Here is a 22665-nt window from a genome sequence, read left to right as displayed (position 1 = left end):
GGGTGCGCCTCAGGCGTACGGCTGGCCGATGCCCAGCAGGTTGCCCTCGCTGTCGTGGAACCAGGCGGCGCGTTCACCGCGGAAGCCCTTGCTCGGGTAGTGGCCCTCGATGTCGGCGATGCCGTTCGTCGTGCGGAACCCGGGCACGTCGACCTCCTCGAACTCCACGCCGCGCCGCCTGAGTTCCGCCACGACCGCCTCGACGTCCTCGACCTGCCAGCCCATCTGGGTGAAGGTGCCGGGGGAGGCTCCGGTCGACCGGTACACGGCGAACTCCGTGCCCCCGCACCGGTACAGCAGCCCGCCCGGCCGTTCGTCGGCCGGCTCCAGGCCGAGCTTCTCGGCGTAGAAACGCCGCGCCCGCTCCAGGTCCTGGGCGGGCAGGCGGGTCGCGACGTGCCCCCGGGCCAGGAAGGCCCTGGCGTCGGTGTCCATGCCGTCCATGCCGTCCTTGTCGTCCCTGTCGTCCATGGCTCCACTGTGCCGTGGACGACAGGCCCGGGGGGTGGCGGCGAGGTCCGTTCGGCCTACTCGGCCGGCGTCACCCCGGCCCGCAGCAGCCCGTAGGTGTACGCGTCCTCCAGCGCCTGCCACGACGCCGCGATGACGTTCTCGGCGACGCCGACCGTGGACCACTCCCCCGCCCCGTCGGACGTGGAGATCAGGACGCGGGTCGTGGACTGGGTGCCGTGCACGCCCTCCAGGATGCGGACCTTGTAGTCGACCAGGTCCAGCTTGGCGAGCTGGGGGTAGATCTTCTCCAGCGCCACCCGCAGCGCGCGGTCGAGCGCGTTGACCGGGCCGTTGCCCTCGGCCGTGGCCACGATGCGCTCGCCCTTGGCGAAGAGCTTGACCGTGGCCTCGTTGGCGTGGGTGCCGTCGGGGCGGTCCTCGACGATCGCGCGCCAGGACTCGACGCCGAAGTACTTCAGCGGCTTGCCCTCGACCTCGGCCCGCAGGAGGAGTTCGAAGGAGGCGTCGGCAGCCTCGTACGTGTAGCCCTTGAGCTCGCGCTCCTTGACCCGCTCGACCACCCGGCCGACCAGCTCGCGGTCGCCGCCCAGGTCGATGCCGAGTTCCTTGCCCTTGAGCTCGACGGAGGCGCGGCCCGCCATGTCGGAGACCAGCATCCGCATGGTGTTGCCGACCTGCTCGGGGTCGATGTGCTGGTACAGGTCCGGGTCGACCTTGATCGCGGAGGCGTGCAGGCCGGCCTTGTGCGCGAAGGCGGAGACGCCGACGTAGGGCTGGTGCGTGGACGGGGTGAGGTTGACGACCTCGGCGATGGCGTGCGAGATACGGGTCATCTCGCGCAGGTGCCCGTCCGGGAGGACCTTCTTGCCGTACTTCAGCTCCAGGGCCGCCACCACCGGGAACAGGTTGGCGTTGCCCACCCGCTCGCCGTAGCCGTTGGCCGTGCACTGGACGTGGGTCGCACCGGCGTCGACCGCGGCGAGGGTGTTGGCAACCGCGCAGCCGGTGTCGTCCTGGGCGTGGATGCCGAGCCGGGCGCCGGTGTCGGCGAGGACCGTCGAGACGACGGCCTGGACCTGGGCGGGGAGCATGCCGCCGTTGGTGTCGCAGAGGATGACGACGTCCGCGCCGGCCTCCGAGGCCGTACGGACGACGGATTTCGCGTACTCGGGGTTGGCGCGGTAGCCGTCGAAGAAGTGCTCGCAGTCGACGAAGACGCGGCGGCCCTGCCCGCTCAGGTAGGACACCGTGTCGCGGACCATCTCCAGGTTCTCGTCGAGCGTGGTGCGCAGGGCGAGCTCGACGTGCCGGTCGTGGGACTTCGCGACGAGGGTGATCACCGGGGCGCCGGACTCCAGCAGCGCCTTGACCTGCGGGTCCTCGCTCGCCTTGGCGCCCGCGCGGCGGGTCGCGCCGAAGGCGACCAGCTGGGCGTGCTTGAAGTCGATCTCCTGCTGGGCGCGCGCGAAGAACTCGGTGTCCCGGGGATTGGCACCGGGCCAGCCGCCCTCGATGAAGCCCACGCCGAAGTCGTCCAGGTGCCGTGCGATGGCCAGCTTGTCGGCGACGGTGAGGTTGATGCCCTCCCGCTGGGCGCCGTCGCGCAGGGTGGTGTCGAAGACGTGGAACGAGTCGTCGAGCTCGCTGGTTACCGTCATGGTCGTAAGGCTCCTGTGTCGGATCTCGGTCTACCGGAATGACCGGTTCCACCGCCCCCACCTATGGTCCCTCACGCTCTCCGCCCGGCTGCGGGTGGGCCGGGAAACAGAAAAACCTCTCGCGGGTGCGAGAGGTCTGCGCGCGGGTCGAGGACGACGGTGTCCACCCGTACCTGGTCGTACGTGGTGGTCACTGCGGACCGGCGCGCCTGCTGCCAATAATCATGGCCAACGAGAGCACGGGGGCAGTCTGGCACAAGTCGCCCCCGTGCTCACCGTCCGTCTCAGGATGCGAGCACTGTGCTGATCACCGCAGGTGGCGGACGAAGCCGTCGTTGCTGCCGTTGGTGTCGCCGGCGACGAGCTGGGACGAGGTGCTGCCGAGGCTGATGCGCTTGGCCCCCGCGCTCACCGAGCTCAGCCAGACGGAGGCGTCCGTCACGGGCCCGCCAGTGACGGACGCGCTGGCCAGACGGGTGGTGCCGGTGCGCAGGTCGCGGAGGTAGATGTTGGTCGGACCGGGCGTGCCGTCGGGCAGCCGCGGGGTGGCCTCGTAGCCCAGGTACCGGCCGTCCGGGCTCAGTACCGGCCGGCCGGGCATGCTCTCGCCGTCGGGGCCGGTGTCGACCCGCCGGGTGATGTCCGTGCGCAGGTCGCGGACATAGATGTCGGACGCGCCCTCGGGGGTGCCGCCGGGGACCAGGTCCTCGTCCCAGTTCTCGAAGGCGACGGTGCGGCCGTCCGCGGAGAGCGTGGCGGGCAGCGCGTACCGCTGGGCCGGGGAGCCGTCCGACTTGACGTTGACCCGCTCCTCGGTGCCGGTGCGGCGGTCGTGCACCCAGGTGATCCCGTACGAGCTGCGCGGCACCAGCTGGGTGTACAGCACATAGCGGCCGTCGGCGCTCACGTCCTGGAAGAGCGCGGGGTTGTCCGGGCGGTTCGGGTTGCTGATCCGCTCGGTCCTGCCGGTGCTGCGGTCGAAGACGTACACGGCTCCGAAGAGGTCGCGGGCGCCCTCCTCCATCCGGTCGGCCTTGGCGTTGAAGGCGATGTAGCGGGCGTTCGCCGACATGTCGGCGCCGGCCGCGTAGGCGGAGCCCCCGTCGAAGCCGACGCTGATCCGCTGGGTGGTGCCGGTGCGCCGGTCGTGCAGATAGATGTCGGCGGCGCCGGCGTCCGCGGGCGGGGTGTCCCAGGGGACCAGGTTCCGTGCGATCGAGCTGAACAGGACGTAGCGTCCGTCGGCGCTGATGGCCTGCACGGACGACCGCTGGTCGGCCTGTGCGCCGGCCGAGCTGACGCTGACCCGCTCGACGGTCCCCTTGCGCAGGTCGCGCACGAAGGCGTCCGACACCCCGTTGGTGTCGCCGGGCACCAGGTTGGACGCGTCCGCCGTGAAGGCCGCGAAGCGGCCGTCGGCACTGAACTCCGGCCCGTAGGAGTGGCCGTTGCCCTGCTCCCCTGTCGCCGACAGGGTGACCCGCTCGGTGGACGGCACGCGGGGTGCGGCGCCCGCCGAGGTTGTGGTCAGGGCCACCGTGGCGGCGACGAAGGCGGCGGCGAGCGCGACGACTCGCTTGTTGCTGTGCATGGTTGTTCCCCCGTGAGTGGTTGTGGTCATTGCACTGTCCGCAGGAAGACGTCCGACACCCCGTTGGTGTCCCCCTCCACCAGATCGGGTGACACCGACTCGAACGCGACGACCGTGCCGTCGGCGTTGACGCAGGGGTGAACGGCCGGGAGGTCGTTGCGGCCGCCCCAGCGGTCGACGCTGATCAAGTGCCGCTCCCCGGTGGCGAGTTCGAGCAGGTATACAGCGCCCCGCGACGTGTAGGCGAGGTGCGTACCGCTCCCGGAGAGCGAGGGCTGCGCGCCCTCGACCCGGGTCGTGGCCTTGGTGTCGAGGTCGCGGACGTAGCTGTGCCGGCCCTGCCGGAAGGCGACCTTGCGGCCGTCCTCGCTGAGGGACGGTGCCGATGCGTCCTCCCCGACCTTCTCCAGGCCGCCGGTGTCCAGGTCGCGGACGTAGAGGTCACCGCCTTGTTCGAAGGCGATGTAGCGGCCGTCGTAGTTGATCGACGGGTTGCCCGCCGCCTCGCCCGACGGCTCGCTGACCACGTCGGTCGTGCCTCCGTTGAACTTGAAGCGGTAGATCCGCGGCTGCGGATGCGGGTCGGCGTCCGTGGCGGGCAGCGTGGCGGCGTAGGTGATCCACTGGCAGCTGGGGTCCACCACGGGCTGTCCCATCCACGTGAAGCGGACGCCCTGGTAGGAGCCCAGGCCGGTCAGCCTGCCGACCGAGCGGTTGCGGATGTTGACCTCCGGGCCGCCGTCGGCCGCGGACGGGGCCAGGTAGCCGACCATGCGTCCGCTGCGGCAGGGCGTGCCCTCGGACGAGGGTTGCTGCGTGCTGGAGTTGACCTGGGAGATGCCACCGGACGCGTTGACGAACACCGAGCCCTCCGACGTGAAGGCGACGACCTTGTCCTCGCCCATCACCGGGTCGTACGACGCCCCGGACCGCTGCCGGCCGGTCGCGGTCAGGCTGATCCGCTCGGTGACGGACGGCATCGGGGCCGGACGGGCCGAGAGCCCGCCCGAGAAGACGAACACGTCCGACTCCCTGTTGGTGTCGCCCGGCACCAGATGGGACGCCGACGAACTGAACACCACCGCACGCCCCTTGGCGGCCAGCGCGTCGTCCAGCACCTGGGCGTCCTCCGGGAGGGCGGCTCCTGTCCGCCCCGTCCGCAGGTCGCGCACCCGTGTGCCGTCCTCGCCCGAGACGACGGCGTACCGGCCGTCCGCCGTGGCCGAGGAGGCGGTTCCCTCGGCGACGCGCCGTGACTCGCCCGTGCGGAGGTCGTGGACGTACACCCCGGAGTTCGCGTTGAGGAGGACGCGGCGGCCGTCCTCGCTGATGCGGACCAGGTGGGCGACGCCGAGATCCGCGTCGACCTGGGTCCGCTCGCCCGTCCTGCGGTCCTTGACGAAGACGTCCCTCGGGTCCGTCTCCTCGTCGGCCCCGGGCAGCGAGTAGGCGACCCGCACGCCGTCCCCGCTCACCGAGGCCCCGCCCTTGGAGCCCTCCTCGGCCGGCGAGATCAGCTCGTCGGTGCCGGTGGCCGCGTCCCGGACGTACAGGAGCCGGGTGTTCTCGGGGCCGTTGCGGTTGCCGACGGTGTACGCGATGTGCGTGCCGTCCGGGCTGATGGACTGCACGCGGCCCAACTCGTTGAAGCCGGGTGGGTTTTGCGGCCACAGTCGCTCCGCGCGGCCGGTGGCGCGGTCGTACAGGTAAGGGGCCTGGAACCGGGTGCCCGCGGAGAAGGCGATACGGCTGCCGTCGGCGCTCGGCATCGGCGAGCCGTACGTGTAGCCGCTGCCGAGATCGATCTTGGTGACCTCGCCGGTGGTCAGCTCCTTCGCGAGCAGGCACGGGGTGAAGTGCGCGCAGCCGAAGCCCGGTGCGGTGGACGTGAACGCGACGTGCCGGCCGTCGGCGCTGATCGCGGCCCCGCTCGACGGCCCGTCGGCCTGGGCGCCGTCGGCGGCGGTGCTGACTCTCTCCGTTCTGGGGGTGTGCGGCGCGGCACCGGCGGTCGTTGCGGTGAACGCCAGCAGCAGCGCCGCCCCCAAGGAGCCCAAGGAGCCCAAGGACACGCTGGACACACCTACGGCTCTGGACATGTTCCCCCCTGTGGTCCCCATGGACGCTCAAGCCCCCGGCCCCGCGCCAAGGGCTCCCCACGAGGCAAACGCACCACCCACCACAGGGTCAATCGCCCGTATTGCGTACAACCCGGGCGGGGCGTCACGCGTCCGCGAGGAGGCTCTCGTCCAGGAACTCCCGTACGTGGCCGAGAATCTGCGCCCGGTCGGTCCCCCGCAGCCCGATCGCCACATGGATGGAGAACCCGTCGAGCAGTGCCCGCAGCCGGGCGGCGAACCGGTCCGGGTCGACCGCCCGGAACTCGCCCCTCGACACGCCCTCCGCGAGCAGCGCGACCAGATCGCGGTGCCAGGCGCCCTCGATCGCGGCCTGGCGGTCGCGGGCGTCGTCGTCGGCGTTCTGCGAGCGGTTCCAGACCTCCAGCCACAGCGTCCAGTGCGGGTCGCGGTGGCCGTCGGGGACGTACAGGTCGACGTACGCGTCGATCCGCTCCCGGACCGTCGCGGACGCCCGCGTCAGCAGCCGGCCGCGCTCGGCGCCCAGCCGGCCCTCGCTCCACTCCAGGGCCTGCAGCAGCAGCTCGTCCTTGGAGTGGAAGTAGTAGAGGAGATGGCCGCTGCTCATCCCGACCTCACGGCCGAGCGCCGCCATGGTGAGCTTCTCCAGACCGCGCTCGGCGATCATCTCCATGGCGGCGGCGAGGACCTCGTCGCGGGGCGGCGCCTGCCTGCGCCCACCGGCCATCTGCGGCTCCTAGATCTTCGGCTGCTGTTGCGTGATGCAGTGGATGCCTCCACCACCCGCGAAGATCGTACGGGCGTCGACCAGGGTCACCGTCCGCTCGGGGAAGAGCCTGCGAAAGACACCGGCCGCGAGCTCGTCACGCGGGTCGTCGAAGCCGCACAGGACCACGCCGCCGTTGCAGAGGTAGTGGTTGATGTAGGAGTAGTCGACCCAGTGTCCGTCGGCCTCCAGGACGGTCGGGGCGGGCACCTCGACGACCTCCAGACGACGCCCGCGCGCGTCGGTCTGCGCCTTCAGCAGGCCGACGACCTCCTTCGTCACCTCGTGGTCGGGGTGCGCCGGGTCCGGCTGCACATGGGCCACGACGACGCCGGGCCGGGCGAAGGCGGCGACGATGTCCACATGGCCCAGGGTGCCGAAGCCGTGCGGCGGATAGTCGCCGGTCAGGCCGCGCGGCAGCCAGATCGCCTTGCGGGTGCCGAGCTTGGCGTGGATCTCGGCCTCGACCTGCTTGCGGGTCCAGCCGGGGTTGCGGCCGGAGCCGAGCTGGACGGTGTCGGTCAGCAGGACCGTGCCCTCGCCGTCGACGTGGATCGCGCCGCCCTCGTTGACCAGCGGCGAGGACAGCACCGGCACCCCGGCCAGGTCCGCGACATGGCGGGCGATCTTGGAGTCGTTCTCCCAGCGGGCCCAGTCCTGGGCACCCCAGCCGTTGAACACCCAGTCCACGGCGGCCAGTCGGCCCTCCTCGTCCTTGACGAAGGTCGGGCCGATGTCGCGCATCCAGGCGTCGTCCAGGTCCCGCTCCACCAAGTCGACGCCAGGACCGAGCAGTTCGCGCGCCGACTCCCCCTGCCCGGGGCCGTGCACCATCGTCACCGGCTCGAAGCGACGGACGGCCCGGGCGACGGACGCCCAGGCGGTACGGGCCTCCGCCAGGTCCTCGTCGTCGGTGAAGGTGGGGTTGGTTCCCGGCCAGGCCATCCAGGTGCGTTCGTGCGGGGCCCATTCGGGGGGCATGCGGTAGGTCATCAGAAGTCCTAGCAGTCCTAGAGGAAGTAGAGGCGGTTGAGGGAGACGGACTCGGCCGGTTCCGAGCGCAGCGGCTCGCCGTCGAGCGTGACCAGGCCCGTGCGCTGGTCCACATCGACCGCTCCCGTACGGGAGTTCAGGCGCAGGTCGGCCGGCCCGATGCCGCGCGTGCCGCGCACGGCGACCCGGCGGCGCCGGGTGGGCATGGTGTCGTTGCCCTGGTCGACGGCCGCCTGCGCGACGAAGGCGACCGAGATGTCGGCGGGGGTGGCGCCGTACGCCCCGAACTGCGGGCCCAGGACGAGCGGTTCGCAGGTGTCGGTGGCGGCGTTGGGATCGCCGACCACGCCGTACGCCGGGAAGCCGGACTTCAGCACCAGCTGCGGCTTGGCGCCGAAGTACTCCGGCCGCCACAGCACGATGTCGGCGAGCTTGCCGACCTCGATCGAGCCGACCTCGTGCGCGAGGCCGTGGGCGATGGCGGGGTTGATGGTCAGCTTGGCCATGTAGCGCAGGACGCGCTCGTTGTCGTGATCGGAGTCCGGGGCGCCGAACTCGGCCTTCATCTTCCCGGCCATGGCGAACGTACGGCGCACGGTCTCACCGGCCCGCCCCATGCCCTGCGCGTCCGACGAGGTGATGCCGATCGCGCCCAGGTCGTGCAGCACGTCCTCGGCGCCCATCGTGCCGGCGCGGATGCGGTCGCGGGCCATGGCGGCGTCGCCGGGCAGGTCGGTCTTGAGGTCGTGGACGGAGACGATCATGCCGTAGTGCTCGGCGACGGCGTCCCGCCCGAAGGGCAGGGTGGGGTTGGTGGAGGAGCCGATGACGTTCGGGACGCCGGCCATCTTCAGCACGTTCGGGACGTGTCCGCCGCCGCAGCCCTCGATGTGGAAGGCGTGGATGGTGCGGCCCTCCAGCACCCTCAACGTGTCCTCGACGGACAGGCACTCGTTCAGCCCGTCACTGTGCAGGGCGACTTGGACGTCGTACTCCTCGGCGACGCGGAGAGCCGTGTCCAAGGCCCGCGTATGGGCGCCCATGTCCTCGTGCACCTTGAAGCCGCAGGCGCCGCCCTCGGCGAGGGCCTCGACCAGCGGCGCGGACGAGGACGACGAACCCCGCCCCAGGAAGCCGATGTTGACCGGCCAGGCGTCGAAGGCGTTGAACGCGTGCCGCAGCGCCCACGGCGAGTTGACCCCGACGCCCCACACCGGCCCGAACTCCTGCCCGATGACCGTGGTCACCCCGGAGGCGAGCGAGGCCTCCATGATGCGCGGCGACAGCAGGTGCACATGGGTGTCGACGGCCCCGGCGGTGGCGATGAGCCCCTCGCCGGACACGATCGACGTACCGGTCCCGACCACGACGTCGACCCCGTCGAGGGTGTCGGGATTCCCGGCCCGCCCGATCGAGCAGATCCGCCCCTCCCTGATCCCGATGGAGACCTTCCGGATCCCCAGCGCCGCGTCGATCACCACCACATTGCTGATGACGACGTCACAGGTCTCCCGGACGGCGGCGGCCTTGAGGTGCAGTCCGTCCCGGGCGGTCTTGCCGAACCCGGCGAGGAACTCCTCGCCGTAGCGCTGCGCGTCGGCCTCGACGCGGATGGTCAGCCCGGAGTCGCCGAGGCGGATGCGGTCGCCGGCCCGGGGGCCGTGGGTGGCGGCGTACTCGTACGGATTCATCGCTCTGCTCCCTGACATTCGCCCCCTTGAGCTGCGGCTCCCAGATATCCGCAGGCGGCGGCCGCGCGCAGGGCCTCTTCCTTCACCCCCGGCGCGTCCAGCGCCCCGTCGACCAGACCGGCGAACCCGATCGCGATCCGATCGCCCCCGATGGGCACGAGCCCGACCTCGACGGCCTCCCCCGGCCCGAACCGCACCGAGGACCCGGCCGGTACGGCGAGCCGCATCCCGTAGGCCTGTTCCCGTACGAAGTCGAGGCGCGGGTTGGCCTCGAAGAAGTGGAAGTGGGAGGTGACGGAGACGGGCACGGTGGCGGTGTTGGTGACCGTCAGCCGTACGACCGCCTCGGGCTCGGCGTGCTCGGGCCCCGGCAGCAGCGCGCCCGGGGCTCGCTCACCGAGACTTCCGCCGATCGGATCGCTGACGACCGCGAGCCTCGAACCGTCGTCGAAGACCGCCTCGACATGCACTTCGGTGACGACGTCCGCGACACCCGGCAACACGTCGTCCGGGCCGAGCACCGACCGGGCACGCTCGATGGCCTCCGCCAGCCGGGCGCCGTCGCGGGCGGCCTCGCACACGGTGTCCGCGATCAGCGCGGTCGCCTCCGGCACGTTGAGCGGCAGACCGCGGGCGCGGCGGGCACGGGCCAGCTCCGCGGCTGAAAACAGCAGCAGCCGGTCACGCTCCGTGGGAGTCAGTCTCACGACGCGACACCTCCTTGCCTTCCTTGCATTTAGAGCATCACTCTAAACACCAGATTGCTGGAATCAAAGGGTTGACGTCAGGCCATTGGGCACCTCAGATTGAACGGCACTCAAACCGAGGGAGACCAGCCATGCCGATGGAACAGCGCGGAGTCGACACCATCCCCGACGAGGAACGCACGAGCGGCCCACGGGACCTCGTCTCGATCCTCCTGGGCTCGAACCTCTGCCTGGGGGTGATCGTCTTCGGCTGGCTGCCCCCGTCGTTCGGCCTGGACTGGTGGGCGTCGGTGAGCTCGATCGTGGTGGGCACACTGGCCGGCACGGCCCTCACCGCCCCGCTGGCCCTGATCTCCCTGCGCACGGCGACGAACCTGTCCACGTCCTCCGGCGCCCAGTTCGGAGTCCGGGGCCGTCTGGTCGGCTCCGTGGTCGGGCTCCTGCTCGCCCTCGGCTACACGGCCCTGACCGTGTGGATCGGCGGCGATGCGATGGTGGGCGTGCTGGGCCGGCTCGTCGGGCTGCCGGCGAGCGGGATGTCGTACGGCGTGGTGTACGGGCTGCTGGCCGCGGCGACCGTCGCGGGCGCGGTGTACGGGTACCGGGTACTGCTCGCCATGTCCCGCGTCCTGGCGATCGGCATGACGGCCCTGCTGGCCCTCGGCGTGATCGCCTACGCCCCGCACTTCACGACCGACGCGCTGCCCGAGGCGGGCGGCTATCTGCTGGGCGGCTTCTGGCCGACGTGGCTGCTGGCGGCGGTGGCGGCGGGGCTGTCCGGCCCGATCGCCTTCATCACCCTCCTCGGCGACTACACCCGCTACATCTCCCCGGCCCGCCACTCCTCACGCCGGGTCCTGCACGCGACCTGGCTCGGCCTGATCCTGGGCCTGCTGGTCCCGCAGCTCTTCGGCACCTTCACGGCGTACGCGGCGCGAGCGGCCCTGGACTACGCGGGCCCCCTGGTCGACGCCTCCCCCACCTGGTACCTGGTCCCGCTCCTGCTGGCCGCCTCCGCCGGCTCGGTCGGCAACGCGGGCCTGATGCTCTACTCCATGGGCCTCGACCTGGACGCCATCCTGCCGCGCGCCTCACGCGCCCAGGCCACCTACGCCGTCGCGGTCGTCGCCACGGCCTGCGTCTTCATCGGCCACTACGCCTCGACGGCACAGGACGCGATGACGTCGTTCGTCCTGCTGCTCACGGCGATCGGCACCCCGTGGGCGGTCATCACCCTGATCGGCTTCGCGCGGTGCCGTGGCGGGTACGACGCGGAGGCCCTCCAGGTCTTCAACCGCCGGGCGCGGGGCGGGATCTACTGGTACCGGGCCGGCTGGAACATCCCGGCGACCGTGTCCTGGGCACTGGGCGCGACGGTCGGACTGCTGGCCGTCTCCCTCCCGTCGTACGAGGGGCCGCTGCTGGGGCTGACGGGCGGGGTGGACTGCAGTTTCCTGCTGTCGGGACTGGTGGGAGGCGTCGTGTATGTGCTGCTGACGATCGGTGACTCCGCTCCCGTAGGCGAAAGGGCCGCCACGGACTCCGAGTCCACAGCGGCCCTGACGGTGAAGGCCGAGAGTTAACCCAGCTTGTGCATCCACCCGTGCTGGTCCACGGCAGTGCCCCGCTGGATGTCGAGGAGAGCCTCGCGCAGCTTCAGCGTGACCTCGCCGGGCTCCCCGCCGCTCTGCTGCCACTGCGCACCCGTGCGCTTCACGGTGCCGACGGGCGTGATGACCGCTGCCGTACCGCAGGCGAAGACCTCGGTGAGGGTGCCGTTCTCGGAGTCGCGCTGCCACTGGTCGACGGAGACGCGACCCTCCTCGGCCTCGTAGCCGAGGTCACGGGCGACCGTGAGGAGGGAGTCACGGGTGACTCCCTCCAGGATGGAACCGGTGAGGGACGGGGTGACGATCTTGTCGCCGTACACGAAGTACAGGTTCATGCCGCCGAGTTCCTCGACCCACTTGCGCTCCACCGCATCCAGGTAGCAGACCTGGGCGCAGCCCTCGGCGGCGGCCTCGGCCTGGGCCAGCAGGGAGGCGGCGTAGTTGCCGCCCGTCTTCGCGTCGCCCATGCCGCCCGGCACGGCACGGACGTGGTCCTCGGAGACCCAGATCGACACCGGCTTCACGCCACCGGGGAAGTACGCGCCGGCCGGCGAGGCGATGACGATGAACAGGTACTCGCTCGCGGGCTTCACGCCCAGGCCGACCTCCGTCGCGAACATGAACGGACGCAGGTAGAGGGACTCCTCGCCACCATGCGCCGGGACCCAGGCCTGGTCCTGGCTCACCAGCACGTCGCACGCCTCGATGAAGGTCTCCACCGGCAGCTCCGGCATGCCGAGCCGGCGGGCGGAGGACTGGAATCGCTGCGCGTTCTTCTCGGGGCGGAAGGTGGCGACGGACCCGTCGGGCCGGCGGTAGGCCTTCAGGCCCTCGAAGATCTCCTGCGCGTAGTGCAGGACCATGGTGGCCGGGTCGAGGGAGATCGGCGCGTACGGCACGAGCTGGCCGTCGTGCCAGCCACGGCCCTCGGTCCACTTGATCGTCACCATGTGGTCGGTGAAGTGGCGGCCGAACCCGGGGTTGGCCAGGATCGCCTCGCGCTCTGCGGCGGCGAGCGGACTGGCGGAGGGCTTGAGCTCGATCGTGGGCGTCGTCATGAGTAGATGTCCTTCACCGGTTGGTTGTGGCGGGCCGCGATCACGCCAGTACTGCCAGTGGCCAGTGCTAGGACGTCCGAGCATTCCATCGATCTGCGGCTCCGCGTTCGATTATCGCAAGCGGGAGCCGTGGACGAAATTGGCCTGATCGGCGTGATCGGCGTGGATCGCGACCCAGGGTTGATGGTGACACCCGGCGGCGGACACAGGGAAGCCGCCGGGTGCTTCAGTGACCCGGCGGCTTCGAGAGATCTGCGTTGAGATTCCGAGTGGCGGCCGGTCAGCCGGCTACTCGTACGGCCAGCGCGTCGCCGATCTCCGACGTGGAGCGGGCGGGCTTGCCGGTGCGCTCGGCGAGGTCGGTGGAGACCGCCTCGTCGATGCGGGCGGCCTCGGCGTCGTAGCCGAGGTGGCGCAGGAGCAGGGCGACGGACAGGACCGTGGCGGTGGGGTCGGCCTTGCCCTGGCCGGCGATGTCCGGGGCCGAGCCGTGCACGGGCTCGAACATGGACGGGAACTCGCCGCTCGGGTTGATGTTGCCGCTCGCGGCGACGCCGATGCCGCCGGAGACGGCCGCGGCGAGGTCGGTGATGATGTCGCCGAAGAGGTTGTCGGTGACGATCACGTCGAAGCGCTCGGGCTGCGTGACCAGGTAGATGGTCGCCGCGTCCACGTGCATGTACTCGGTGGTGACGTCGGGGAACTCCTCGGCCACCTGGTTGAAGATGTTCGTCCACAGGTGACCGGCGAAGGCCAGCACGTTGTTCTTGTGGATCAGCGCGAGCTTCTTGCGGGGGCGGGCCTGCGCGCGGGCGAAGGCGTCGCGGACCACGCGCTCGACACCGAAGGCCGTGTTCACCGAGACCTCGGTGGCGACCTCGTGCGGGGTGCCCTTGCGGATGGTGCCGCCGTTGCCGGTGTACGGGCCCTCGGTGCCCTCACGGACGACGATGAAGTCGATCTCCGGCTGACCGGCGAGCGGGGTGGCGACACCCGGGAGGAGCTTCGACGGACGCAGGTTGACGTGGTGGTCGAAGAGGAAGCGGAGCTTGAGCAGGAAACCGCGCTCCAGGACGCCGGACGGGACCGAGGGGTCGCCGATCGCGCCGAGCAGGATGGCGTCGTGCTTCTTGAGCGCCTCGGCATCGGCGTCGGTGAGGGTCTCACCGGTGGCGTGGTAGCGCCGGGCGCCGAAGTCGTACTCCTTGGTCTCCAGCTTCACATCCTGCGGAAGGACGGCGGAGAGGACCTTCAGGCCTTCGGCCACGACCTCCTGGCCGATGCCGTCACCGGGAATCACTGCGAGATTGAGGCTGCGAGACATGTCGGCACCCTACTCCTCGTCCCATGGGATGACACGGCATGTCCGCCATACGGACATCCTCAGGCGGTCGGGCGTCAGCCCTTCGACTGGCGTTCACCCGTATGTAGGGCAGGTGTTGGCGTTCGCTGGGAACTTCACCGCCATGGACCTTCCCGACTTCGGCATCCCCCCTCAGCTCGCGCGCCGGATGAGCATGGCCGAACAGCACGAGTACCTGCGCACCAAGCTGCTCCGGCGCCGCACGGTGGTGACGGCCGGGGCGGTGGCGGGCGGAACGCTGGCGGGCGGGCTGCTGACGGGGTGTTCGACATCGGGGACGACCACCTCGAAGGCCCCGGCCTCCGCCCCCGCCTCCGTCACCACGAAGGTGCCCGGCTCGGTCGTCGCCCCCTTCGGCCGCCACCTCGCCTTCGGCGCCGATCCGAAGACGCAGATGCGGATCTCCTGGCAGGTGCCGGCCGCGGTGCGCAGGCCGTACGTCCGGATCGGTCTGCGCCCCGACGACCTGGACCGGCGGATCGAGGCGGAGCTGCGCGACCTGAAGACGCCGGAGGTGGCGGGTGTGAGCGCGGCGGTCGAGCAGTACTACCTGCACGCGGCCCTGGACGGCCTGCGCCCGGGCACGACGTACTACTACGGCGTCGGACACGACGGCGTCGACCCGGCGTCCCCCGCCCACCGGCCCACGATCGCCTCCTTCCGCACGGCACCCGCGTCCCCGCCCGAGCGGTTCGTGTTCACCGCGTTCGGCGACCAGGGGGTCGGCATGCACGCCGCCGACAACGACCGCGCCCTGCTGCGCCAGAACCCGGCCTTCCATCTGCACGCCGGGGACATCTGCTACGCGAACCCGACGGGCAAGGGCAAGGACTCGGACGCGTTCCAGGCGGGCATGTGGGACGTGTTCCTCAAGCAGACCGAGTCGGTGGCGAAGTCGGTGCCGTGGATGGTGACGACCGGCAACCACGACATGGAGGCCTGGTACTCGCCGGACGGCTACGGCGGCCAACTCGCCCGTTTCTCCCTGCCGGACAGCGGCTTCGACCCGCGTACGGCGCCGGGGGTGTACGCGTTCACGTACGGCAACGTCGGGGTGGTCGCGCTGGACGCGAACGACGTGTCGTACGAGATCCCCGCCAACTTCGGCTACACGCAGGGGAGGCAGACGAAGTGGCTGGACCGCAAGCTCCGCGAGTTGCGGGCCGACCAGGCGGTCGACTTCGTGGTCGTCTACTTCCACCACTGCGCCTACTCGACCTCGACACACGCCTCCGACGGAGGCATTCGCGCCGAGTGGGTGCCGCTCTTCGCCCAGCATCAGGTCGACCTGGTGATCAACGGGCACAACCACGTGTACGAGCGGACCGACGCGATCCTGAACGGCGAGGTCGGCGCGCCCGTGCCGATCGGCGCGACGACGGACCCGACGCGGGACGGGATCGTGTACGTCACGGCGGGCGGCGGCGGCAAGGACCTGTACGGCTTCCCGAAGGGCGTCGAGGAGAGTTACGAGGGCCATGTCACCGAGCGGGAGTCGGTCGACTCCTTCAAGTGGACCAGGTCACGCGACGCCAAGGCGGAGAGCGTGCAGTGGTCGCGGGTGCGCTACCGGGGCTTCTCCTTCCTCTCGGTGGAGGCGGAGAGCGGCACGAAGCCACGGCTGAAGGTGTCGGCGCTGACACCGAGTGGGGAGCGCGTCGACCACTTCGAGGTGCGGCGCGGGGCGTGACCCCACGCCGCACCTCTTACGGGTGCGGCTCCCGGCTTGGGTGCGTCCGCGCAGGTGCGCGGCTGTGGCGTCAGGCGGCCTGGTGGCCGGTGGCTCCGCCGTTGTCCCTGCGGTCGAGGGCGCGCTGGAGGGCGGCGGCGGCGTTCTTGCGGTCGGACTCGCTCGTACGGGAGAGGTGACGGACTCGACGGCGGGCGGTCGTCTCGGCCATGGGAAATCGACTCCTTCGACAATCCGGGAGTGCAGACAGGGGTTACGAGACGCCGGGTGGGGCGGGGAGCGGTGCCGCAGGGGTTGCCTGCACGGGGCCCGGCTCACGACCGCCATTCGCTTGATCGAGCGAGACGTTCGGCTTCTACAAAACTAAGGGAGGACGGCGCGTCTGTCTCCACAATTACTCGGACTTCCTACTATCTGAGACGGTGGAGTGGATCACACGCCGCTGACCTGCGCCTTTGCTTTCCTGGCCGTCAGAGCACGTCCCCGTCCCTCCAGTCGAAGACCAGCTCGAACGCCGGGTCGAGCGGACCGGCGAGCGCGGGCCGCACGAACGTGCTCCCCTCCTCGTCCGGCAGACGCACGACGCCCTCCGGCCCCAGCGCGCAGACCCGCCCGCCCCACACCTCCCAGCCACGGGCGGCGTACAGGGCGGCCCCCTCGTCGCTCGCGGACAGCATCCCCGCGTCGTACGCGCGGTCGATCACCCGCTCCAGCTCCGCCATCACCCGGCCGCCGAGCCCTGTCCGACGCGCGTCGGACCGTACGCCCACCGCCTCGACGTACCCGACCCGCAGCCACCGCTCCCGGTGTCGCACCCGCCGCATGATCACCGAACCGTGCGCGGCGAGCCGCCCGGCCGCGTCGTGGACCAGGGCGTGCATACCGCCGAGCCCGTGCTCGAAGTCCTCGTCGGAGAAGTCGCCGTCGAAGGCGTCGTCCAACAGGGCCCGGATCGCGCGCAGTTCGGCGGGAGTGAGGTCGGCGGTGTGGACGGTTCGCGGGGTGACGGCGGCTGTCGGTGCGGTCATCCGACCAGTATCGAGGGGATCGCCCACTCGGCTGATCCTGCGCGGGGCGCGGGACACCGGGTCGGGACGAGGGGAACCGGTGAACCCATGAACGACACGTCGAAAGTGTTCCTCGAGGGCGGCCCGGACGACCTGCCCGAACGGATCGTCCCGGCCCCGTCCCCCGGCCCGGACGCGAAGATCAAGCTCCGCGGCGGATACGAGCACTTCAGGCCGACATCGCGGCACACGGACACACCGGAGGGCAGGCTGCCCGTGTACGAGTGGTGGGAGCGCACGGAGATCGCCGAGTAGCCCCTCCCGCACAGCCCGAGAAGGCCGGGTCCGTTCAGGACCCGGCCTTCTCGAGGTGCGTCGGGGTGTCAGCCCATGTGCGGGTACGTGTAGTCGGTCGGCGCGACCAGCGTCTCCTTGATGGCACGGGTCAGCGTCCAGCGCATCAGGTTCTGCGGGGCGCCGGCCTTGTCGTTGGTGCCGGAGGCGCGGCCGCCGCCGAAGGGCTGCTGGCCGACGACGGCACCGGTCGACTTGTCGTTGATGTAGAAGTTGCCGGCCGCGTAGCGCAGCTTCTCCATCGTGTACGCCGCCGCGGCGCGGTCGCCCGAGATGACCGAGCCGGTCAGCGCGTACGCGGACACCGACTCCATCTGCTCCAGCATCTCGTCGTACTGGTCGTCCTCGTAGACGTGCACGGCGAGGAACGGGCCGAAGTACTCGGTGGTGAAGACCTCGTTCTCCGGGTCGGTGCACTCGACGACGGTCGGGCGCACGAAGTAGCCGACCGAGTCGTCGTAGGAGCCGCCCGCGACGATCGCGCAGGTCGGGTCGGACTTCGCGCGGTCGATGGCGGCCTTGTTCTTGGCGAAGGCACGCTCGTCGATGACGGCGCCGATGAAGTTGGACAGGTCGGTGACGTCACCCATGGTCAGGTAGTCGACCTCGGCGGCGAACTCCTCCTTGAAGCCGGAGTTCCAGATCGACGCCGGGATGTACGCCCGGGAGGTCGCCGAGCACTTCTGGCCCTGGTACTCGAAGGCGCCCCGGGTCAGGGCCGTCTTCAGCACCGCCTTGTCGGCGCTCGGGTGGGCGACGACGAAGTCCTTGCCGCCGGTCTCGCCGACGATGCGCGGGTAGGAGCGGTACTTCTCGATGTTGTTGCCGACCGTCTTCCACAGGTACTGGAAGGTCTTGGTCGAGCCGGTGAAGTGGATGCCGGCGAGGTCACGGTGCTCAAGAGCGACCTTGGAGACCTCGATGCCGTCGCCGGTGACGAGGTTGATGACGCCCTTGGGCAGACCGGCCTCCTCCAGCAGCTGCATGAGCAGCACGGCGGCGTGGGTCTGGGTCGGGGACGGCTTCCAGACGACGACGTTGCCCATGAGGGCCGGGGCCGTCGGCAGGTTGCCCGCGATCGCCGTGAAGTTGAACGGCGTGATCGCGTAGACGAAGCCCTCCAGCGGGCGGTGGTCGAGGCGGTTCCACACGCCCGGGGAGTTCGCCGGGGGCTGCTCGGCGAGCAGGTCACGGGCGTACTTGACGTTGAAGCGCCAGAAGTCGATCAGCTCGCAGGGCGTGTCGATCTCGGCCTGCTGGGCGGTCTTGGACTGGCCGAGCATGGTGGAGGCGGCCAGCGTCTCGCGCCACGGGCCGGACAGCAGCTCGGCGGCGCGCAGGATGATCGCGGCACGGTCGTCGAAGGCCATCGCACGCCAGGCCGGCGCCGCGGCGAGGGCGGCGTCGATGGCGTCCTGGGCGTCCTGCTGGGTGGCGTTGCCGTAGGTGCCGAGGCGGGCCTTGTGGTTGTGCGGCTGCACGACGTCGAAGCGCTCACCGCCGCCCAGCCGCTTCTCGCCGCCGATGGTGCAGGGCAGGTCGATCGGGTTCTCGGCCAGCTCCTTGAGCTTGACCTCGAGGCGGGCGCGCTCGGGCGAGCCGGGGGCGTAGCCGTGCACCGGCTCGTTGACGGGGGTGGGGACCTGGGTCACAGCGTCCATGAGATCCGTAACTCCTTGAGTGTGAGCGGGTGTTGCGGGCTCAGCCCTTGCTGATCATGCTTCGTGCGAAGAACCGCAGGTTGGCGGGCTTCTCCGCGAGCCGCCGCATGAAATAGCCGTACCAGTCGGTGCCGTAGGCGGTGTAGACGCGCATGCGGTGGCCCTCGGCGGCCAGCCGCAGGTGCTCGTCGCTCCTGATCCCGTACAGCATCTGGAACTCGTACTCGTCGAGCTTTCGCCCGGCGCGCCGCGCGAGCTCCTGGGCGACGGAGATCAGACGCGGGTCGTGGGACCCGATCATCGGGTACCCGGTGCCCTCCATCAGAACCTTCAGGATGCGGACGTACGCCTTGTCGATCTCGTGTTTCTGCTGGTAGGCGACCTCATCGGGCTCCTTGTACGCGCCCTTGACCAGCCGTACGCGGCTGCCGTTCGCGGCGAGGCGGCGGGCGTCGGCCTCGGTGCGGAAGAGGTAGGCCTGGATGACGCAGCCGGTCTGCGGGAAGTCCCGGCGCAGCTCCTCGTGGATGGCGAACATCGAGTCGAGGGTGGTGTGGTCCTCGGCGTCGAGCGTGACCGTCGTACCGATGGCGGCGGCGGCCTCGACGACGGGCCGGACGTTGGCGAGGGCGAGCTCGTGGCCGCCGTCAAGCGCCTGCCCGAACATGGAGAGCTTGACGGACATCTCGACGCGCTCGCCGAGCTCCAGATCCTTGATCCGGTCGATGAGCCGCAGATAGGCGTCCCGGGCGGCGGCGGCCTGTTCGGGGCGGGTGATGTCCTCGCCGACGACGTCCATCGTCAGCTCCAGACCCTTGGCGGTGAGGTCCTCGATGATCGGCACGACTTCGTCGACGCTCTCACCGGGGATGAACCGGTCGACGACCTGCTTCGTCACCGGGGCCGCCGAGATCAGGCGTCGCATCCGGTCGCTGCGCGACGCGGCGAGAATCACGGGACCCAGCACGGGGCACCTCCACAAACACAGCCGAATGACGGCCGACACCCCGATAAGTGATGTTCCGGGTACGGCACGGAGAACCACCGTGAAACCTAAGGATCCCTCCGAACGGCGGCCATCGACAGCTGTCACGCATCCGTGCCGCAGATCTCAGACAGATGTATGAAGACCTCGCGGAAATGCGGGAGAATGCCCGGGTGACGCCGGAATCCAAGGACCGCAAGGACGACTACCAGGAGCTCGTCGACGAGCTCTCGGAGCTGCTGGGCGCGCCCGCGACGCTGGAGAACCGGGACTTCGAGCTGATCGCCTTCGGTGCGTACGACAGCGAGGGCGAGCTCGACGCATCCGCCCTGGACCCGGTCCGCACCCGCTCGATCCTGACGCGCCGCTCCACGGCGGCGGTGCGGACCTGGTTCGAGGGCTTCGGCATCACGCGGGCGACCGGCCCGGTCCGTATCCCGCCGACACCGGAGGCGGGGGTGTACCGCGGACGTATTTGCCTTCCCGTACGCCACAGGGGTGTGGTGCTGGGCTACGTCTGGCTCCTCGACGACGATCCGGGCCCGACCGAGCAGCAGCTCGCGGCGGCGATGGAGGTGACCGCCCGGATCGGCGCACTGCTGGCGGACGAGGCGCAGCACGGGGCGGATCTGAGCCGGGAGCTGCGAGCGGCGCTGACCGCGGAGCGGGGCTGGCAGGGGGACATGGCGGTCGCCGAGCTGCGCACGGCCCTGGGCGCACGCGCGGACGGCGTCCATACGGTGGTCTGCGTGGCTCCCTGGCCCTCGGCCGACCCCGACGACGCCCCGTCCGTGCGTACGGTGCCGCACGCGACCGCGCTGTGCAGCGTGCCGTGGGGGGCAGCCGGACAGAGCCTTGCGGTGCTCGTACGGCTGCGCTCGCCCGAGGTGCGCACGGCGGCGCTGGCGGCGGCGTCCCGGCTGCTGAAGGAAGGCCCGGCCCAGGCGCCGTCCCGGCCGGCCACGCAGGGAAGGGCAGGGGTGGCGGCCGGCCTCGGCGAACCGCGCTCCGGTCTCGCCGATCTGGGCACCATGTGGCAGGAGGCGTCGGCCGCGACCCGCGCGGCCTTGGCGGAACCGCGGTTCGGACCGGTGGCCGAGTGGTCGCGCATCGGACCGTACCGCCTGCTGACCTCCCTCTCCGCGAAGACGCTGCACGACCCCGCGGTCGCCCCCCTCCTCTCCCCCACCCACCACGAACTCGCCCGCACCGCCGAGGTCTACCTCGACTGCGCGGGCCAGGCCGGCCGCACGGCCGCCGAACTCGGCATCCACCGCCAGACCCTCTACTACCGCCTCTCGCGCGTCGAACAGCTCACGGGCCTGGACCTGGACGACGGGGAGGACAGGCTGCTGCTGCACATGGGGTTGAAGGGGGCGCGGCTCGGCTTCTGAAAACGATTGTCATCATGCTACGGTCGGTGCGCGTTCAACCTTTGACCACACCTTTACTCGGAGTGCCCTGTGCGCGTCCCCGCCCGTCTCCTCCCACTGACCGCCCTCACCGCAGCCTCCGCCCTGCTCACCGGCTGTTTCTCGTCGGCGGGGTCCGATGAGGCGGCCGCCGAGGGCAAGCGCATCCGGGTGGCGCACATGCTGCCGCCCCGCTCGGGCCTGTCCCCGCTGAGCGACGACGCGTTCAAGCTGTCGCGCTGGTCGACCGCCGAGACCCTGGTGAAGCTCGACAAGGACGGCGACGCCCAGCCCGCCCTCGCCACAAAGTGGCAGCAGGCCGGCCGTACCTGGACCTTCGAGATACGCGACGGCGTCACCTTCCACGACGGCACGAAGCTCGACGCGGACGCCGTCGTACGGTCGCTCACCAAGGCCGCCACCGCCTCCCCCAAGCCCCGCATCCTCGACGGCGTGGAGCTGACCGCGAAGGCCGAGGACGCCGACACGGTCACCGTCACCACCGGCACCGAGGACCCCCTCGTCCCGCAGCGGCTGAGCTCGCCCCAGCTGGCGATCCTCGCCGCCAAGGCCTACCAGGGGAAGACGGTGAACCCCGTCGGCGCCGGCACCGGCCCCTTCGAACTCGTCAAGGTCAACGGCACCTCCTCCGCCGCCCTCGACCGCTACGACGCCTACTGGGGCGGCAAGGCCAAGGCCCCGGGAATCGACGTCACGTTCGTGCCGGACGGGACGGCCCGCGCCGCCGCCCTGCGCACCGGCGAGGCCGACATCGTCGAGGCGATTCCGGTCTCCCAGGCAGCCGTCCTCGACCAGGACCTGATCACCGAGGTCCCGATGCCGCGCACCAACACCCTCTACCTGAACACCGAGAAGGGCGCCTTCAAGGACGCCTCGCTGCGCGCCGCCGCCCGGGAGGCGATCGACGCCAAGTCGCTCGTCGAGGGCGTGTACGAGGGGCGGGCGGATGTCGCCGAGGGACTGCTCGGGCCCGCGCTGCCGTGGGCGGCCGGACTGCGCACGCCCGTCAAGCACGCCAAGGCCGGCGAGCCGAACGGCAAGACGATCACCATAGGCACCTTCACGGACCGCGCCGAACTGCCCGAGGTCGCCGCCACGCTGCAGCAGCAGCTGCAGAAGGCCGGGTTCAAGGTGAAGCTCGACGTCCGCGAGTACGCGAACATCGAATCCGACGCGCTCGCGGGCAAGTTCGACGCGTTCATCCTCTCCCGCGCCACCGTCCTCGACTCCGGCGACCCGGTCGCCTACCTGTACAGCGACTTCGCCTCCGACGGCTCCTTCAACATCTCCCAGCTCGCCGACCCCTCCGTGGACGCCGAGTTGAAGAAGGCCGGCGAGACCCGGGCCGGCAACGCCCGCCGCACGGCGGTCATCGAGGCCGAGGCCGCCGTGCTCGCCCAGGACGCGGCGGTGCCGATGCTCCACGAGCGCGTGATCCAGGGCGACGCCGCCGGAGTCGTCGGCGCCGCGCACGACCCGCGCGAGCGTGAGCTCGTGACGGTCAACACGTACGTCAAGTGAAGGT

Annotated in this window: 19 protein-coding genes; 5 read left to right on the top strand and 14 right to left on the bottom strand. The window is 70.7% G+C overall.

Annotation, left to right across the window (positions count from 1 at the left end):
• Positions 1 to 9: 9 nt before the first annotated feature.
• The 8 genes from PBV52_RS34270 to ureA form a co-directional block, all read right to left on the bottom strand.
• Entirely contained in the window at positions 10 to 471 is a 462-nt protein-coding gene (locus PBV52_RS34270) for a VOC family protein (protein WP_373921942.1), read from the bottom strand.
• A gap of 56 nt (positions 472 to 527) precedes the next feature.
• Positions 528 to 2132 (bottom strand): citramalate synthase, encoded by a 1605-nt coding sequence (cimA, locus tag PBV52_RS34265; protein ID WP_274243610.1) that lies wholly within the window; start codon positions 2130 to 2132, stop codon positions 528 to 530.
• Positions 2133 to 2439: 307 nt separating this feature from the next.
• On the bottom strand, positions 2440 to 3723 hold the full coding sequence (locus tag PBV52_RS34260; protein WP_274243609.1) for a hypothetical protein: 1284 nt from the start codon (positions 3721 to 3723) through the stop codon (positions 2440 to 2442).
• A 26-nt stretch (positions 3724 to 3749) separates the two neighbouring features.
• Positions 3750 to 5822 carry a hypothetical protein gene (locus tag PBV52_RS34255; protein ID WP_274243608.1) on the bottom strand — a complete coding sequence of 691 codons (2073 nt, stop codon included), beginning with the start codon at positions 5820 to 5822 and terminating at the stop codon, positions 3750 to 3752.
• A 124-nt stretch (positions 5823 to 5946) separates the two neighbouring features.
• Positions 5947 to 6549: a TetR/AcrR family transcriptional regulator gene (locus PBV52_RS34250; RefSeq protein WP_274243607.1), complete on the bottom strand. Its 603-nt coding sequence runs from the start codon at positions 6547 to 6549 to the stop codon at positions 5947 to 5949.
• Positions 6550 to 6558: 9 nt separating this feature from the next.
• Positions 6559 to 7581 (bottom strand): agmatine/peptidylarginine deiminase, encoded by a 1023-nt coding sequence (locus PBV52_RS34245; RefSeq protein WP_274243606.1) that lies wholly within the window; start codon positions 7579 to 7581, stop codon positions 6559 to 6561.
• A 17-nt stretch (positions 7582 to 7598) separates the two neighbouring features.
• Positions 7599 to 9272, bottom strand: coding sequence for an urease subunit alpha (locus tag PBV52_RS34240; RefSeq protein WP_274243605.1), 1674 nt, complete (start codon positions 9270 to 9272; stop codon positions 7599 to 7601).
• Complete coding sequence (ureA, locus tag PBV52_RS34235) at positions 9269 to 9979, bottom strand: urease subunit gamma (protein ID WP_274243604.1); 711 nt, start codon at positions 9977 to 9979, stop codon at positions 9269 to 9271. The genes PBV52_RS34240 and ureA overlap by 4 nt, the downstream gene beginning before the upstream one ends.
• A gap of 131 nt (positions 9980 to 10110) precedes the next feature.
• Between ureA and PBV52_RS34230 the strand changes: the two genes are divergently transcribed.
• Positions 10111 to 11562 carry a cytosine permease gene (locus PBV52_RS34230; protein WP_274243603.1) on the top strand — a complete coding sequence of 484 codons (1452 nt, stop codon included), beginning with the start codon at positions 10111 to 10113 and terminating at the stop codon, positions 11560 to 11562.
• Here PBV52_RS34230 and PBV52_RS34225 read toward each other — a convergent pair.
• Together PBV52_RS34225 and PBV52_RS34220 are read right to left on the bottom strand one after the other, a co-directional pair.
• Positions 11559 to 12647 (bottom strand): branched-chain amino acid aminotransferase, encoded by a 1089-nt coding sequence (locus PBV52_RS34225; protein ID WP_274243602.1) that lies wholly within the window; start codon positions 12645 to 12647, stop codon positions 11559 to 11561. The genes PBV52_RS34230 and PBV52_RS34225 overlap by 4 nt on opposite strands.
• 280 nt (positions 12648 to 12927) lie before the next feature.
• Positions 12928 to 13971, bottom strand: a complete 1044-nt coding sequence (locus PBV52_RS34220; RefSeq protein WP_274243601.1) for a 3-isopropylmalate dehydrogenase — start codon at positions 13969 to 13971, stop codon at positions 12928 to 12930.
• A gap of 142 nt (positions 13972 to 14113) precedes the next feature.
• On the opposite strand from PBV52_RS34220, the gene PBV52_RS34215 reads away from it, so the two are divergent.
• Positions 14114 to 15700 carry a metallophosphoesterase family protein gene (locus PBV52_RS34215; RefSeq protein ID WP_274243600.1) on the top strand — a complete coding sequence of 529 codons (1587 nt, stop codon included), beginning with the start codon at positions 14114 to 14116 and terminating at the stop codon, positions 15698 to 15700.
• A gap of 70 nt (positions 15701 to 15770) precedes the next feature.
• Here PBV52_RS34215 and PBV52_RS34210 read toward each other — a convergent pair whose 3' ends face one another.
• Both PBV52_RS34210 and PBV52_RS34205 read right to left on the bottom strand, forming a co-directional pair.
• Positions 15771 to 15911: a hypothetical protein gene (locus tag PBV52_RS34210; RefSeq protein ID WP_107083653.1), complete on the bottom strand. Its 141-nt coding sequence runs from the start codon at positions 15909 to 15911 to the stop codon at positions 15771 to 15773.
• 259 nt (positions 15912 to 16170) lie between these two features.
• Positions 16171 to 16728: a GNAT family N-acetyltransferase gene (locus PBV52_RS34205; RefSeq protein ID WP_274243599.1), complete on the bottom strand. Its 558-nt coding sequence runs from the start codon at positions 16726 to 16728 to the stop codon at positions 16171 to 16173.
• 87 nt (positions 16729 to 16815) lie between these two features.
• On the opposite strand from PBV52_RS34205, the gene PBV52_RS34200 reads away from it, so the two are divergent.
• On the top strand, positions 16816 to 17022 hold the full coding sequence (locus tag PBV52_RS34200) for a DUF5988 family protein (protein ID WP_274243598.1): 207 nt from the start codon (positions 16816 to 16818) through the stop codon (positions 17020 to 17022).
• A 68-nt stretch (positions 17023 to 17090) separates the two neighbouring features.
• On the opposite strand, the gene pruA is transcribed toward PBV52_RS34200, so the two are convergent.
• Positions 17091 to 18722, bottom strand: coding sequence for an L-glutamate gamma-semialdehyde dehydrogenase (pruA, locus tag PBV52_RS34195; protein WP_274243597.1), 1632 nt, complete (start codon positions 18720 to 18722; stop codon positions 17091 to 17093).
• 40 nt (positions 18723 to 18762) lie between these two features.
• Positions 18763 to 19689: a proline dehydrogenase family protein gene (locus PBV52_RS34190; protein ID WP_274243596.1), complete on the bottom strand. Its 927-nt coding sequence runs from the start codon at positions 19687 to 19689 to the stop codon at positions 18763 to 18765.
• A gap of 173 nt (positions 19690 to 19862) precedes the next feature.
• Between PBV52_RS34190 and PBV52_RS34185 the strand changes: the two genes are divergently transcribed.
• Together PBV52_RS34185 and PBV52_RS34180 are read left to right on the top strand one after the other, a co-directional pair.
• The gene (locus PBV52_RS34185; RefSeq protein ID WP_274243595.1) at positions 19863 to 21101 is read left to right on the top strand and encodes a CdaR family transcriptional regulator; all 1239 of its coding nucleotides are present in this window, start codon (positions 19863 to 19865) and stop codon (positions 21099 to 21101) included.
• A gap of 69 nt (positions 21102 to 21170) precedes the next feature.
• On the top strand, positions 21171 to 22661 hold the full coding sequence (locus PBV52_RS34180) for an ABC transporter substrate-binding protein (protein ID WP_274243594.1): 1491 nt from the start codon (positions 21171 to 21173) through the stop codon (positions 22659 to 22661).
• The last annotated feature ends 4 nt before the right edge of the window (positions 22662 to 22665 follow it).

Source organism: Streptomyces sp. T12, assembly GCF_028736035.1.
Classification (GTDB): domain Bacteria; phylum Actinomycetota; class Actinomycetes; order Streptomycetales; family Streptomycetaceae; genus Streptomyces.
This window is presented reverse-complemented; position numbering and strand designations above follow the sequence as displayed.

Bases quoted from the DNA above. Each gene is read 5' to 3' on its own strand.
- PBV52_RS34270 (WP_373921942.1), bottom strand. From the start codon at position 471: ATGGACGACAGGGACGACAAGGACGGCATGGACGGCATGGACACCGAC.
- cimA (WP_274243610.1), bottom strand. From the start codon at position 2,132: ATGACGGTAACCAGCGAGCTCGACGACTCGTTCCACGTCTTCGACACC.
- PBV52_RS34260 (WP_274243609.1), bottom strand. From the start codon at position 3,723: ATGCACAGCAACAAGCGAGTCGTCGCGCTCGCCGCCGCCTTCGTCGCC.
- PBV52_RS34255 (WP_274243608.1), bottom strand. From the start codon at position 5,822: ATGTCCAGAGCCGTAGGTGTGTCCAGCGTGTCCTTGGGCTCCTTGGGC.
- PBV52_RS34250 (WP_274243607.1), bottom strand. From the start codon at position 6,549: ATGGCCGGTGGGCGCAGGCAGGCGCCGCCCCGCGACGAGGTCCTCGCC.
- PBV52_RS34245 (WP_274243606.1), bottom strand. From the start codon at position 7,581: ATGACCTACCGCATGCCCCCCGAATGGGCCCCGCACGAACGCACCTGG.
- PBV52_RS34240 (WP_274243605.1), bottom strand. From the start codon at position 9,272: ATGAATCCGTACGAGTACGCCGCCACCCACGGCCCCCGGGCCGGCGAC.
- PBV52_RS34230 (WP_274243603.1), top strand. From the start codon at position 10,111: ATGCCGATGGAACAGCGCGGAGTCGACACCATCCCCGACGAGGAACGC.
- PBV52_RS34225 (WP_274243602.1), bottom strand. From the start codon at position 12,647: ATGACGACGCCCACGATCGAGCTCAAGCCCTCCGCCAGTCCGCTCGCC.
- PBV52_RS34220 (WP_274243601.1), bottom strand. From the start codon at position 13,971: ATGTCTCGCAGCCTCAATCTCGCAGTGATTCCCGGTGACGGCATCGGC.
- PBV52_RS34215 (WP_274243600.1), top strand. From the start codon at position 14,114: ATGGACCTTCCCGACTTCGGCATCCCCCCTCAGCTCGCGCGCCGGATG.
- PBV52_RS34210 (WP_107083653.1), bottom strand. From the start codon at position 15,911: ATGGCCGAGACGACCGCCCGCCGTCGAGTCCGTCACCTCTCCCGTACG.
- PBV52_RS34205 (WP_274243599.1), bottom strand. From the start codon at position 16,728: ATGACCGCACCGACAGCCGCCGTCACCCCGCGAACCGTCCACACCGCC.
- PBV52_RS34200 (WP_274243598.1), top strand. From the start codon at position 16,816: ATGAACGACACGTCGAAAGTGTTCCTCGAGGGCGGCCCGGACGACCTG.
- pruA (WP_274243597.1), bottom strand. From the start codon at position 18,722: ATGGACGCTGTGACCCAGGTCCCCACCCCCGTCAACGAGCCGGTGCAC.
- PBV52_RS34185 (WP_274243595.1), top strand. From the start codon at position 19,863: ATGCGGGAGAATGCCCGGGTGACGCCGGAATCCAAGGACCGCAAGGAC.